This window comes from Peribacillus sp. NPDC056705, assembly GCF_043656335.1.
In genome coordinates this window covers 91,927-105,739 of sequence record NZ_JBHTYI010000014.1, presented here as the reverse complement: position 1 = coordinate 105,739, position 13,813 = coordinate 91,927, and the positions used below count along the sequence as shown (strand labels likewise).

Annotated in this window: 16 protein-coding genes; 3 read left to right on the top strand and 13 right to left on the bottom strand. The window is 35.7% G+C overall.

What is annotated here, in order from left to right:
• The first annotated feature begins 323 nt into the window (after positions 1-323).
• Positions 324-1,268: an urea transporter gene (locus ACFRAK_RS17485; protein WP_387603271.1), complete on the top strand. Its 945-nt coding sequence runs from the start codon at positions 324-326 to the stop codon at positions 1,266-1,268.
• Positions 1,269-1,569: 301 nt separating this feature from the next.
• On the opposite strand, the gene ACFRAK_RS17480 is transcribed toward ACFRAK_RS17485, so the two are convergent.
• The 6 genes from ACFRAK_RS17480 to ACFRAK_RS17455 form a co-directional block, all read right to left on the bottom strand.
• A complete protein-coding gene (locus ACFRAK_RS17480; protein ID WP_394572154.1) occupies positions 1,570-2,832 on the bottom strand; it encodes a dicarboxylate/amino acid:cation symporter in 1,263 nt (420 codons plus the stop codon).
• A 420-nt stretch (positions 2,833-3,252) separates the two neighbouring features.
• Complete coding sequence (locus ACFRAK_RS17475; protein WP_387603265.1) at positions 3,253-3,636, bottom strand: VOC family protein; 384 nt, start codon at positions 3,634-3,636, stop codon at positions 3,253-3,255.
• A 110-nt stretch (positions 3,637-3,746) separates the two neighbouring features.
• Positions 3,747-4,025 carry an ArsR/SmtB family transcription factor gene (locus tag ACFRAK_RS17470; RefSeq protein ID WP_076370470.1) on the bottom strand — a complete coding sequence of 93 codons (279 nt, stop codon included), beginning with the start codon at positions 4,023-4,025 and terminating at the stop codon, positions 3,747-3,749.
• A 254-nt stretch (positions 4,026-4,279) separates the two neighbouring features.
• The gene (locus tag ACFRAK_RS17465) at positions 4,280-4,768 is read right to left on the bottom strand and encodes a GNAT family N-acetyltransferase (protein WP_394572160.1); all 489 of its coding nucleotides are present in this window, start codon (positions 4,766-4,768) and stop codon (positions 4,280-4,282) included.
• A gap of 402 nt (positions 4,769-5,170) precedes the next feature.
• Positions 5,171-5,524: a hypothetical protein gene (locus ACFRAK_RS17460; RefSeq protein WP_260289009.1), complete on the bottom strand. Its 354-nt coding sequence runs from the start codon at positions 5,522-5,524 to the stop codon at positions 5,171-5,173.
• Positions 5,525-5,728: 204 nt separating this feature from the next.
• Positions 5,729-6,211, bottom strand: coding sequence for a hypothetical protein (locus tag ACFRAK_RS17455; protein ID WP_387603262.1), 483 nt, complete (start codon positions 6,209-6,211; stop codon positions 5,729-5,731).
• Positions 6,212-6,585: 374 nt separating this feature from the next.
• On the opposite strand from ACFRAK_RS17455, the gene ACFRAK_RS17450 reads away from it, so the two are divergent.
• Positions 6,586-6,744 carry a hypothetical protein gene (locus ACFRAK_RS17450; RefSeq protein WP_192206579.1) on the top strand — a complete coding sequence of 53 codons (159 nt, stop codon included), beginning with the start codon at positions 6,586-6,588 and terminating at the stop codon, positions 6,742-6,744.
• Between the two features lie 351 nt (positions 6,745-7,095).
• On the opposite strand, the gene ACFRAK_RS17445 is transcribed toward ACFRAK_RS17450, so the two are convergent.
• The 3 genes from ACFRAK_RS17445 to ACFRAK_RS17435 all read right to left on the bottom strand — a co-directional run bounded on the left by ACFRAK_RS17445 (position 7,096) and on the right by ACFRAK_RS17435 (position 9,016).
• The gene (locus tag ACFRAK_RS17445) at positions 7,096-7,629 is read right to left on the bottom strand and encodes a DinB family protein (protein ID WP_394572159.1); all 534 of its coding nucleotides are present in this window, start codon (positions 7,627-7,629) and stop codon (positions 7,096-7,098) included.
• 400 nt (positions 7,630-8,029) lie between these two features.
• Complete coding sequence (locus ACFRAK_RS17440; RefSeq protein ID WP_387603259.1) at positions 8,030-8,410, bottom strand: hypothetical protein; 381 nt, start codon at positions 8,408-8,410, stop codon at positions 8,030-8,032.
• A gap of 102 nt (positions 8,411-8,512) precedes the next feature.
• Entirely contained in the window at positions 8,513-9,016 is a 504-nt protein-coding gene (locus ACFRAK_RS17435; protein WP_387706108.1) for a GNAT family N-acetyltransferase, read from the bottom strand.
• 345 nt (positions 9,017-9,361) lie between these two features.
• Between ACFRAK_RS17435 and ACFRAK_RS17430 the strand changes: the two genes are divergently transcribed.
• Positions 9,362-10,279, top strand: coding sequence for a class I SAM-dependent methyltransferase (locus ACFRAK_RS17430; protein WP_394572153.1), 918 nt, complete (start codon positions 9,362-9,364; stop codon positions 10,277-10,279).
• A 124-nt stretch (positions 10,280-10,403) separates the two neighbouring features.
• Here ACFRAK_RS17430 and ACFRAK_RS17425 read toward each other — a convergent pair whose 3' ends face one another.
• From ACFRAK_RS17425 to ACFRAK_RS17410, 4 genes are all read right to left on the bottom strand, one after another.
• A complete protein-coding gene (locus ACFRAK_RS17425) occupies positions 10,404-10,868 on the bottom strand; it encodes a phage tail protein (RefSeq protein ID WP_394572152.1) in 465 nt (154 codons plus the stop codon).
• 289 nt (positions 10,869-11,157) lie between these two features.
• On the bottom strand, positions 11,158-11,577 hold the full coding sequence (locus ACFRAK_RS17420; RefSeq protein WP_387603250.1) for a VOC family protein: 420 nt from the start codon (positions 11,575-11,577) through the stop codon (positions 11,158-11,160).
• A 203-nt stretch (positions 11,578-11,780) separates the two neighbouring features.
• Positions 11,781-12,578 (bottom strand): fumarylacetoacetate hydrolase family protein, encoded by a 798-nt coding sequence (locus ACFRAK_RS17415; RefSeq protein ID WP_387603247.1) that lies wholly within the window; start codon positions 12,576-12,578, stop codon positions 11,781-11,783.
• Between the two features lie 513 nt (positions 12,579-13,091).
• A complete protein-coding gene (locus ACFRAK_RS17410; protein ID WP_387603244.1) occupies positions 13,092-13,733 on the bottom strand; it encodes a DUF4272 domain-containing protein in 642 nt (213 codons plus the stop codon).
• Positions 13,734-13,813 lie beyond the last annotated feature (80 nt).

The following is a 13,813-nucleotide window of genomic DNA, read 5'->3' as shown; positions in this document are numbered from 1 at the left end:
ATATATAATTTTATGAATTTAAAGTTAAGTGAATGGACTTTGTAAGGAGGAAATTCAAGAAAAGCTAAAGGATTATATTCATAGGAGGGAGAACTCTTTCCGGAAAAATAGGACTTGCAAAAATCCCCTATAAAAAAGGTAAACTCGGAAAATGATTATCTACATTTTTCGTTTAGGTTTTTACATTGTCCTTCTGCTGTACTTAAACTCTTAATGCATGATTAACATGTTTTGTTTCAGAGGATATTTTTTAAAACTGCAGAAAATGAAATGATTGTATCTGAACCTATTTTTTTAAATATCTTAATTGAGGGGTTAGTATTATGCAAAAAGACAAACGTACTTCATTGACCGATGGAATGTTTCTTTCTTTAATGAAGTCATCACTGAAAGGAATCTCTCAAGTCATATTGATTGAGAATGCTGTTACTGGTTTCATTATCCTAATGGCGATCACGATTTATTCTTATCCTTTAGGGATCATTACTCTATCTTCCTCAATCATAGGAATGCTAATCGGAAAACTGGGAGGTGCTAATGAAAACATTGTGAATTCAGGTTTATACGGATATAACTCCGTGCTAACAGGCATTGCACTAACATTGTTTTTAACTGGACCCTCTCAGTGGTTCATCGCTTTAGTTGGAGCTGCTTTAGCGGCAATCTTTTCCGCAGCAATGATGCATTTCATGAGAAACACGGGGATTCCCATCCTTACATTCCCTTTTATCATTCTGACTTGGTTTATGTTGCTTGCATCTTACAAGTTAAAGGCTTTCCAGTTAAGTCCGGGACTAGTTCCTCAAGACTTATCACACTGGACCTTAAATATCTCTGGAAAGGTTAATTGGCTGGAAGGGAGTTTTAATGGGATAGGGCAAATTTTTTTTCTGGATAGTACCTTAGCTGGCATTCTATTATTTATTGGCGTATTTTGGGCCGGATGGAAATATGGCCTTTTTTCCATTTTAGGTAATGCGTTTGCATTACTCATATCATTCGTACTTGGAGGGGAACACTCTTTAATTATCTTGGGGCTTTATGGCTACAATGCGATTTTAACCAGCATTGCCGTATCTATAGTTTTTAAAGAGGGCCATAATCGATTTGCGCCTATATCAGGAATCATCGCAGCTTGTGTGACAGTACCCTTAACGGCAAGTGTAGCTACCTGGCTTTTACCCTATGGACTTCCAGCCCTGACAATGCCTTTCGTACTTAGTACCTGGCTTTTCCTAGGCGCGAGAAAAGTCCTTCCTAGGTTGTAATCAATTTGACTTTTGAGAATGGGCATTACTTCCAAAGACAGCTGCCTTTGCAACATTAAGTAACCATCTGGAAATCTAAGTGATCCTCATGTTATGGCTTGGCCAAAAGAAAGAACTGCCTTAAAAGGCAGTTCCGATTTTAAGATAAGGAAGACGTTATTTCTCAACTTTCACTGACGTTTTTTCCTGATCCATTTCTATACCATTCAAAAAAATCTTCAAGATGACTATTCAGACCCCATACTCATGACTTTCAACAATGGGGATGAGAATATCAGGTCCTTGCTTGCTTAACGTATCATCAAAATGTTGGTGGCACCTGCCGAATGTTTGACTGTTCGGTTTGAGCTTTCCATTCTCCCTGACGGAACTCTTTTTCCCACTTCGAAACGACAATACAAGCGAGAACATGTCCTGGTGTATTACAAGCAGTACGTGCCATATCCAGCACACGGTCAATTCCTGCAATAATTGCGACGCCTTCTGCAGGAAGCCCTACTGCTGAGGCGGTAGCTAAAAGGACAACTAGCGAACCGGATGGAACAGCGGCGATTCCTTTTGAAGTTGCAACAAGAACCCCCATTACAATCAACTGTTGGCCAAAATCCATCGGGATGCCATATGCTTGTGCCAAGAAAATAGAGCAAACTGAAAGGTACAATGTCGAACCATCACAATTCAGTGATAGCCCAGAAGGAATAACGAATGAAACAACGCGTTTCGAACAACCGTATGCTTCCATTCGTTCCATTAACTGAGGCAGAATCGTTTCCGTACTTGTTGTAGAAAAAGCGATAAGGAACAAATCCCATACCATTCGAAACACTTTAAAGTAAGAAATCTTCAAGAACCAACCAATTATTGGGAATAAAATGAAAATAACGATAGCAAGCCCAAGATACACAACCCCAATCAACTTTGTCATAGGGATTAAAAGGGCAATGCCATACTGACCTACAGAGGCTGCCATGAGAGCGAGTACACCAATCGGTGCCGTTACCATCACCATTTGTGTCAGTTTAAACATGATATTTGCAACTGATTCCATAAACTTCATAGCCGGTTCTGACTTTTTGCCAATTGCTCCAGCAGCTGCACCAAATAAAATAGCGAAGAATATAACGGCTAATAAATCACTTTTTGCCATCGCATCAACAATGTTGCTTGGTATGATATTAACAAGCATCGTTTTAAAATCGACAACCTTGGTAACGCTTTCATTTAATTGTGTGATATCCTTTTGAGCAAGATGGGATAAATTGAGCCCAGCACCAGGCTTTAAAACGTTAACCAGGATAAGACCTATACCTAGAATCAGAGTGGTAATAAATTCAAACCAAATAATTGTTTTAAGTCCCAATGAACCCATTTTTTTCATGTTTCCGTCGCCTGATGACCCAATGACGATAGTGGTGAAAACAATAGGCACAACAATCATTTTAATAAGATGAATAAAAGCGTCTCCAATCGGTCTTAAGGATTGGCCAAGTACAGGAAAAAAATGTCCGATAAGTGCTCCAATAAACAGTGCTATTAATACTTGAAAAGCAAAAAACTTTTTCATACGTTGTCCTCCCTGAACGAAAGATTAATAGCCTCATCACACAATTTGTCAATAAATAGATCATTCCATTCACATTTGACTATTGAATGAGAAAGTAGAAATGGCCTTTAAAAATTGAATTTACATTTCCATTGACAGCCTCCCCATTTAAAAATATTTGTAAATATACCAAATACTGTATCACTTTTTCATGATTCAGTAAAATACAGAATTACTATAAAGTTATAAGAATCAATTATTAATTCCATTGAGATCTTTTATTGTTCCTTAATCAGCTAACGCACCCGTTAGTTTAGATGACCACAATGGCACATTTCCATTGCAGAATGAGAAAAATTTCTTAAACATGTATAACCCTGTCCTAAAATTAGGACAGGGTTACCATAAAGCTGTTTAATTGTTGATTAAAACACAATGATGTTACTTTTGCGATATCTGAATAAGGTTGCCGCATGTATCGTCGAAGACAGCTATTGTGACTTCGCCCATTTTTGTCGGCTCCATAGTAAACTTCACGCCGTTTTCCAATAATCGTTTGTACTCTTCATGAATATCTGCAACGCCAAACATTGTTGCCGGGATGCCATCTGCAAATATCTTCTTTTGATACTCCTGTGCGGCAGGATGCTCATTCGGTTCGAGTAAAAGCTCGGTACCGTCATGAGCTTCGGGAGAAACAAGCGTGATCCACCTGAATTTCCCCATTGGAACGTCTTGCTTTTTTACAAATCCCAGCTTTTCTGAATAAAATTCCAGTGCCTTGTCTTGGTCTTGTACGAATATGCTGGTAACAATGATTTTCATAATGTTTTACCTCCTTTGATATTTGTGACGCATGGTGCTGTGCTAACAATCCGGCTGCAAGCAAAACGGACCAACACGATTGCCAGAAGTCTTGTTCCGTTTTTATAAAATTACTCGATCCATCCTTTTAGCAAATTTTTAAGTGGTTCGTTGTTGAATATAACTACTCGATACTTTCCCTTTCGTTTTGATTTTACGAGCCCTGCATCTTCCAATACAGAAAGATGTTTAGCTATTGCTTGTCGCGAAATGGAAATGTCGTGCTTCATAATGAGACGTACCGTAAGTTCATACAACGTCAGTTCGTTGCGTTCGGATAGTTCGTCTAATATAAGCCGCCTAGTCGAGTCTCCAAGTGCTTTGAATATAGCGTCTTTGTCCCAATTCATATATCGAGTATAAGCAACCCAAAGGTTGCCTGTCAAGTACAAGCAACTGTATGGTTGCATGACAAAGGAACCGTATCATGACTCTTAACAAGTTCAAGTCACATTATTATAGTTTTAACCATTTTATAAATTTAATGACAAAAAATGCATGAATCCTCATTGGATCGTCACACTAGTTAAATTTATAAGCACCTGCCCCGTTCATTCCATTAGAAAAAGGCTGCCGCGGCAACCCTTGTAGTTAATAATCCAGTTTAAATTTGAAAGGATTGCATCAAACATTCTTCATCATCTATCATTTTCTTTTTTTCTTCAAAATCTATTTTCAGCTCACTAAAAATCTTTCTCCAAAATATAACGGCATGAATATTCTTGGCTAATTCAACAACAAAGTAGCAACCCTTTTTTTGTTTAAACAATTTCTTTAATAATGCAATGGCCATACCCTTTCTTCTATATTTTTTCAAAATAAAAATATCATTGATGCTGTAATCATATTCCTTATTTAAAAACGGCCTTTCCAATAGTAATAAAAACCCTACAATCATCTTATCTTTTTTCAAAAAATATGGTGTTAACCCTTCCCTCTTCCAAATCAATTCAAATGAATCAAATTCGAATGAACCATCTGATGATATGTCTAAACCCTCGGTATACTCCGAAAGGTCATGTAAATAAAGGGAATATAAATTCTTAAGAATATGCTTTTCATCTGTGGAAATTTGATTTAAGGAAACAGTCATTGTTATACCTCTTTTACATTTAATCAAACCTCTTAATTATTTCGACATAAACTTTCATTTGCCCTTCATGAACTAACCTGCCCCCTTAGTGCCATAAGAAAAAGCTGCCTTAAAGACAGCCCAGATCTTCAGCAAACGCACCCGTTAGTTCAATAACCAAGTATCAAACTATATTTCATGTCATACAAACAACATTTCCTGTATCTTGTAGTATTGTGGCCTTACCCTTTGTAGCGTTGGTGAACGTGCTAGTGATGTCAGTACGCTTCCCTTCATCTGAAAAAAAGGAAGTTGTAAAATTCAATGCTAGTAAATTATACAAAAATATTTAAATATAAATTTATTTACGAAACTTTTCAAACAAAATGCTACCCATTGAGAATGAGTAGCAAGCATTAAAAGTTATTTGAAAATAATTTGTAGTTTTCCATATACTTTTCCAGAGGAATATCCATCTTTCACATCAACATAAAATTTACCAATTTTCATACCTGTGAATACTGTACTTCCACCTGCTAAACTATGATAGCCTGTGCACTTTCCAGTACTCGCATTGCAAAGACGAGCCCATAAGTTACTATAATTAGTCAATAACACACTTCCAGAAGCGGTCTTTAAATAAATGGGGGAAACTAGTTCCACCTCTAAGTCACTACCTTTGTTAGGATTTCCAATTTCTCCATCCCATTTTCCATCTTCTGTTTGAAAAGAATACTGAGGAACACTTGCTTGAGCAGTAGAAGTACTAAATACCATTCCACCTACCAGAACTAACACAAAGGTACTTAAGATTGAAAATAAGCTTTTTATGTTATTTCCTCCTCCAATCTTTATCCCTTTTATAATATCAAAATGGACTAATTATTCAAATAGTTAAAAATAACCAAATATTCCTATTTCAAACATCTTTTGGTTGCGTACTCTTCATCCAGTTAACGAAATTGTTGTACGGTTATGTTTTTAATTTTCGTTATTAGATAGGTATTCTGCTACATCTTTTGGAACTTTAAAATGCAAATTTAGTTTCTTGGTTTTAAATTCGATATAAGGACTGTCTTTATATGTAATAATTGTGGCGATTTGTTTAAGTTCCTTTTTAACAGTAATAGGCTCTCCAAGTTTGACTGTATCCTCTTGGTACATCTTATAAATATACCCTTTAGTCGAATTTGAAGGAATATCCACAATACTCCATTTATCAACTTCAAGTGTATTAACAAATTCATTTACATCTTCTTGGTTGTCTATAACGTTTAAAACCAATTCCGGATTTTCTTCTGACGATACTTCTATCTTTTGGGATTTATCAAGCCCAGGGTCTTCTTTCAAGTCTTCTTTTTCTATGCTGCATCCGAATAAAAATATAGATACGCTAAAAGCAAATATAAATTTCATACAAACTTTTTTAATAATTGTCGCCCTCCCTCCAAGAAACAGAACCATACACTCATTCGCTAAACCAAGAAAATTTTAACATTTATTGATTATTATTACTATACCTCTACAGTCTAAATTAATATCGGTCTTAAGCCTTAGATTATACAAATAATAAAACCAAACTATAAATTACTTCACTTAAACGATCCTGCCCCTTTAGTGCCACAAGAAAAAGAGCTGCCGAAGCAGCTCCCTTATTAAACTTCCGCCCGCCCTGCGGAAAGCGAGCATCTGGAGGGGAAATCAACCACACCGCACTACTTGGTAAATAGCAACAAAGTATGCGAAAACAGCCTTTATCTATTTATGGTCCATAAAAAATCATAAATAGCATTAGAAATATGTTTAATATGAACAATATCTTTCCAAAGAGTTTCTTTATGGCTAAAACAGAAAATACAATTGAAATTAAGAATGAAAAAATTGCGAGTTTTGATGGAAAATACACAATGTCTAAAATGCCTATCATAGGAAAATACAAAAATAACATGCTAACAAATATAAATATCATTGAAAAAAGTAATGCTATCGTGATGTAAATATAAATTCTAACTTTTTTCAGCTGTTGTTTCTTATAACTATTATCAACCATTTTGGCCTCCTCATATTAAATTTCTTTAATCAACCTTTACCTAATGCTATTCTCTATCTGAACAATAAAGAATAAAGACCTTCTACAACTATCCTGCCCTTTTAGTTCCATAAGGGGTAGCATCAGGAGAATACGGATTTATAATGTTAAGGAAATTCCGATACTAAAAAGCCCAATTTCTCAGCATTAAAATTGAGAAATTGGACTTTTTTCGTTACTCCATTAAAGCGCTCTTTAAACTACTCAACTGGGCTCCTGCTAATATTCCGACGGTCAATAACTGCTTCAACAATAAAGATTACTTACTTACTTTTAAAAGAAACTGATCGATACGTTCTTTTTGCCGTAAGTGGTGCCGGAAATGCATTTCGATTAGTTGAAAATATTCCTCTGCATTTAAATATCCCATTCTCCGGTGCTGAACTTTCTGGCTGGCCGGAATGTCAGAGAGCTTTTTCTCTATCTCTTGCATTTCCTCAATGATTTGAAGCAGTCCTTTCTTTACTTCTTCTTTTCCTGTAGGGTTTGGCGGTGTGAAATCCGGTGTATCCGGACCTTGTAACCTGATTGGAGGAAACTCTCCTTCTTTGAAAATCGATTCGCCTATTTCTGTTTTTTTACCGTCATCGGAAGTAGTGCCATTAGCACATTGCTTAATGGCTTTCAATTGAAGATGAAGGGTGCTCTTTATTAAATGATTATACATTTGTCCTAATGACCATTCATCCTCAGAAGGCTTTCTTGTAAACTCATCCAGCGAATATTTACTTAACTCTTCAATATAGTACGTAGCCACCTGTTCGAATCGCTTCAATATCACTTTTGTATCCAATAGATCTCCCACTTTCTTTATAATTTTCTTTCTCTTTACTGTACGTCCCAATGCTAAACTAAATAACATCTCTGACATTAACTTCGACTCACTTACAAATAATCCCTTCTCTTTCATTCAAGAATATGGTCAATTGCTGAACAAAGGCCAAACTGCACTCTTCAACTATCCTGCCCCTTTAGTCCCATAAGAAAAAACTGCCTTAAAGACAGCTCCGATTTTCAGTTAACAACACCCGTTAACAAAAAAGTAAGGAAAAATCCACTTACTTCACTATCCAGCTAATTTTGCAAACAAAAAGAACGTTAACCCTTATGGATAACGCTCTAAAAATCGATTTAAAATACATTAATAATGAATGCATGAACCTATACGACTTTGCCAAGCATAAATTTCAGTATCAATCTTCAATCTCTTCTTCTTCATATAAATCGTGTTCACCAATATAAATAGGGCTGTTTGCATGATCAATTCTGATTGGCCATTCATACGGAACGGATAAACGGCTGGATATATCTCTCCAAAATTTACTCGAATCGGTTTCAAAATCTTGAAACTCTTTTAATAGTTCTTTATAAGACGCACCGTCAAATTGTATATTCATTTCCTGCAACCTCATGAAAGCCATATGTCTAATTTCAAGCTCTGCTGCCTTTTCCATTTCTTCTTCCGTTGCCTCTCCGATAATGGTTCCTGGAGGGGGTAAGATAGCGTAGATATTATCTACTTCTTCTCCCGTTTCTTGTGCGGAAATCAATTTATTCTTGATCCGATTAAGCATAAAGTCAACTCCTAATGGTTTTCATCTATTATATATAAGTCGGGCAAGCTGCGTAAACTAAATATTCTTCATGTTCAGCTAAAGCACCCGTTAGCTCAATAATCAGATAGTTAGAACCATCAAATCCTCATCAAAATAGTGCCCATTATACTTTAAGGCATTTCGTTCTGTACCATAGACCTCAAATCCTAAAGACTTATATAGTTTCTTTGCGGAGTCATTATCAGATACAACAGTTAAATTGATTTGTTCCAATCCATCAGAATTCTTCGCCCTTCTTATAAGTTCATTCATTAATGATTTCCCTAAACCCTGACCTCGATTGCTTGGAGCTATGTACATCCCAAAAACATTCCCTTTATGTCTGGTTTTGATATTGTTTTCACGTATAAAAGTAACAATTCCAACTAAAGATTTTCTATAATCAAAAGCACCTACAATGTACTTGTCCCTAGTTGGTTTTATTCGTTCCTTTACCGTTTCTAACGAAAAGCCCACCTCTCTCTCATATGTTGAACCAAATGCTTCTGGGTTATTTTTCAATGCATTCAATCGCACTTCCTGGTATAAATGGGCATCGGACTCCTTTAAAATACGAATATTCATTAGCTACTCCCTCCGTTATTTTGCATGAAATTTAGAAGAGTTTTTCTATACGATTAAGTTTGTATAAAGCATTGTTCCATATGAAAAAGCTGCCTTAAAGACAGCTTCGATCTTCAGCTAACGCCACACATTAGTTGATTAAGAAAAGCGATTCTTGAACAACATTCTTTATTACTTAAAATAAAATTTCTACCATAATATATAGAAATTTATTAGTTATTATAAAACGAAGTAATTGACAAAAAAATTTATTTATGCTATAATTTACAGTTAAAAAATTTATGTTTATAATAAGATTCTCCTGGCCAGGGGAATCTTATTTTTGTTATATGGGAGGATTAATGTATGAAGAAAAATGAATCAAGCTTAACTTCCTTAATATCAGCATTTGGTCGAGCATACCACAGTAAATATGACACACCCAAAATTTTTGATGATTTTATTGCAATGGATTTAATTACCCAAGAAGAATTTGGAGATATTAGTGAGAACATGATTAAAGGAATTCAATTCTTTAATAATAAAATTGCAAGGAAATTTCAAGATCATCCAGATGAAATTTTAAAATGGATTACACAAGTTCAACTTTCTCCAACGCCTTTGGCACGTGCTGCCTATTGCGAAAATGTATTATTTCACGAAATGTTGCTAGGCGTTAAACAGTATGTCATTCTAGGAGCTGGATTAGATACCTTTTGTTTCCGACACCCAGAATTAAACGACAGTATAGAGATATTTGAAGTTGATTACCCAGCCACACAAGACTTTAAAAAGATAAGGTTAGCAAATGCTGATTATCAAATTCCGGATAATCTTCATTTTGTTTCAATGGATTTCACCAAAGAATTCACTGTTCAAAATCTTGTTGAAGAAGGTTTTATGCCTAATGAAAAAACTTTGTATAGTCTTTTAGGTGTTTCTTATTATTTAACAAAAGAGGAAAATGCCAACTTGATTAATAAATTATTTACCAAAGTTCCCTCAGGAAGTTCTATCGTTTTTGATTATGCAGACGACAAACTTTTTGAAGAAAAAGGAATGTCTAATCGAGTTCAAAATATGGTTCAAATGGCTTCAGCTAGTGGTGAGTCAATGAAATCATGTTTTACTTATGATGAAACGGAGAAAATGTTAGAAAACTCAGGTTTACTCATTTATGAACATTTATCACCTGTTACTATTAATAATGAATTCTTTCGTAATCGTACAGACTATTTGTCTGCATTCGAAACGATTCATTACATCCACGCTGTAAAAAAATAATATTTCGGCTAATACCAGACTTACCTCCCAATCTCCCTATGATCGGGAGGTTGTACTCATTATTATCTAAAATTTATATATTCTAATTTTCCTACTGCAAGTTATTCAACAATCTGGCCTACCTTTAGTATTCTCCTTTAATTACAAAAAACGAGCCCCGAATTGTTCCAGCTAGTTTGGACTTCTGCCTAGCAAACTTAAACTTCTCCTCTAACTCCTTTGGTACCTCCATCCCCTCAGAAAGCTTAAAACCAACGGCCCGCTTCTTAGAGCCATCAACCGTATACATGACATTGACCTCAAGACCATCCTCATAAAAGACGTAGGCAAATTTGATATTTTCCAATTGAAAACGCGAAGTTTCTAAAGGTTTGGCCGCAAACTCAATATCACGTTCTTCTTTCAAAATTCGGTTCACATAATCAAGGGTCTCCTGGCTTTCGCTAGCTGCTACAACCGTAAATTCATGCTTGTATTTGTTCATAAAATACCGGGCTTCATTAGCACGTAAACCAGCAAGCGTTTCTACTACAGGTGAAGACTCTAAACCAACCGTAGACACATTTTTAAAATCAACTATATAGGACATTAACATCTCTCCTTTTCACTCTTTATTTCCTAACAACGGGAATCCACATTTCACCAAAAACTAAGCCATTCTTCAAATTTTTTCTTTTAAATTTTGGTCAAAGAAACATGCATATAGCCAGACTTCAAATTATTCTTCTCACCTGCCCAAATATTATACCAAAAATGATTCAAGAGAAAATATTGTTACATTTCAATCAGCATGCCTCCGCATGACATTCACGATATAAGTATGCACAAGTTTCTTCATTAACTACGCACCAGTTAGTTCAACCAGAAAACATTCTTCTCTATTGCGAGATAAGGTATTTTTCTTTGAAGATTGGACTTAATTCACTCCATACATCAAATTTATTACCATCTAAATCGAAGAAAATAAAATTTTCCCCAGAATGTCCTCTACTTTCAATTGCACTAACTCTAATCTGTTTTTGGCTAAAATCTCTATGTATAGCTTCTAAAGCATTTATTCCATTAACTTCAAAAGTTATAGAAAAACGCTCAACACCGTAAATATCATAGAAATTTGAGCTTTGATTTTCTTTAGATTTAACAAGGAAAATACTTTGGTTCGCAAAATTAAGAATTGCTTTGTCTTCGTCTTTATAGCTTAACTCTGCCCCCAATTTGTTTACATACCATTCAGAAGAAAGTTCTACATTTGAAACTGGGATATAGGTAGTTCCTACCCTTAATAATTTTTTATTCACACTGTTCGCCTCCTTTAATCACTTAAATAAACTCATTCTCCACTTATATATCTTTCCCCTTTTAATTATCCATAACTACCCTATTACATATTCAAACTACCCTGCCCCTTTAGTTCCATAAGAAAAAGAGCTGCCTTAAAAGACAGCTCCGATCTTTACTAACTATAAGCATTTGTGGTGGTTATGAAGAATGCTGGCACATCTTACTGAACATCATTAGTTAATCGACCGATGTTCTCGACTTCAACAACGACCTCATCCCCCGACTTGATCGGGCAGCTGCCAGATGGTGAACCCGTGGCCAAAATGTCACCTGGCTCCAGTGTCATTACCTGTGAAAGCCAGCTGATTAGAAACGGAATGCTTAGAGACATTTCATTGGTGTTTCCGTCCTGGACAACGCGGCCGTTTAAAGTGGTCACAATCCGCAAATTAGTGGGATCTACCCCGGTAACGATGCACGGTCCCAAAGGTCCGAACGTATCAAATCCTTTGCCCCGCGTAAACTGTGGATCTTTTTTTGTAAGATCTCTTGCTGTGACGTCATTAAATATCGTGCAACCGAACACATAATCAAGCGCATCTTCTTCTTTGATGTTTTTTCCGCGCTTTCCAATCACCAAGGCTACTTCCCCTTCAAGTTCAACTTGGTTGGATAGCTCGTTTGGCGGAAGGATAATTTTCTCCTTGTCTGCAATAAGCGAAGATAACGGCTTTAAGAATAGAAATGGTTCTACAAGGTTCGCCTCTCCCCCTGTTTCCTTTGCATGACCTGCATATGTCCAGCCGAAGTTAACAACTTTCGAAGGTTTTACAGGTTCCAGAATTTTTATGTCACTATATTTCAACTCTACCCCGTCATACTTTATTTCCTTGTTGACAAGTTCAGCAAAACTGCTAGACAGTTGTAATATCTTTTCATCCTCAACAATACCGTAATGTATATTGCCCTGTTGATTCTGATAGCGAACTATTTTTTGTGTTTTTTGTAGCACATGCATTATGAATAAACTCCTTTGATGATTAAGATTACCTCAGATAAAATAAAATCCGATTCTCCTATACTATAACATGTCTGTTCTTTTACGTGAAAAATGAGCTCTCGTCGCAACCCTCTCTTCAACTGAACCGACCTTTAGTTCAATAAGATTAAATTATTTAACTATGTATTTTATGGAACCTACAATTTATTTATAATCTGTGTATTGCCTTATATAGGCTGCAATGAATTTTCCGATTGTCAGCCCTAGTAATACATTCCCCATGAAATGCTCACTTCATTTCATGCATACAATTGCATCTAATACACCTATTACATTGGTGCTTATTGATTATCTCAAAATTTGAAAACTTTTGTACTGGTAATTCGTCCCTTATCCAGCTAACCTGCCTTGTTAGTGCCATAAGAAAAAGGCCGCCTCAGCAGCCTTCCTTGTTTGAAGCAATCACCTGTTAAAATAAGTGGATAACTTCACATTTACCCCTGATAAGGGAGCATGAAAGTATTCGCGCTTTTATGTATCTGTACTTATTTCTTCCCATTCTTGATCCATATAATTTACTAGCCAATTAAGAGTGTAGTGTCTTTCATATACAACGCCTTCATCTAGAGATGATGGAACTTCCAAATGATTTATTTGGGCTTCTCGTACCGCCCAATGTGCTCTATAAATAAAATCAAGGCTATCTAATATATCACTGGATGGTTTTATAGAGGATTTATCAAGCAACTCTTTTTTAGAATGAAGAAAAACCGTCTCAAAAACATATTCAGCATTACACGTATCGGCTGGAACATCTATATCGGATATTAGATTTACAGACCAAAGCAGAAGCCAAATACATTCCAACTTCCAAGAGTACTGGATCAGCTCGTTCTGATTCAGATGTTTTTTCATTAAAAACTTTTTTTCTTCTTCTGTGAATAATTCGTTAGCATCATATCTTTCAATAAATTCCTCAATTTTTTCTAACGGAGCCTCCATAGCTTTCGCTGAGACTATCGCTAATGGAATAATTCTGTTAATGATCTCTTCTTTTGTTCTAAGAGAAACTTCTTCTTCATTTTCCGTTAAGGGTAAATGTTTATTTATTGGTACCTTTAGGGTCTTTAATATTTTTTCCGATCTTTTTTTTCTATTTTTCGAACTTCGCATTCCGCACCTCACTATTAGGTAAATCCCGTCATCTTTAAAACCACTATTAGAAAAACTTTCCACACACTATCTTTTATTAT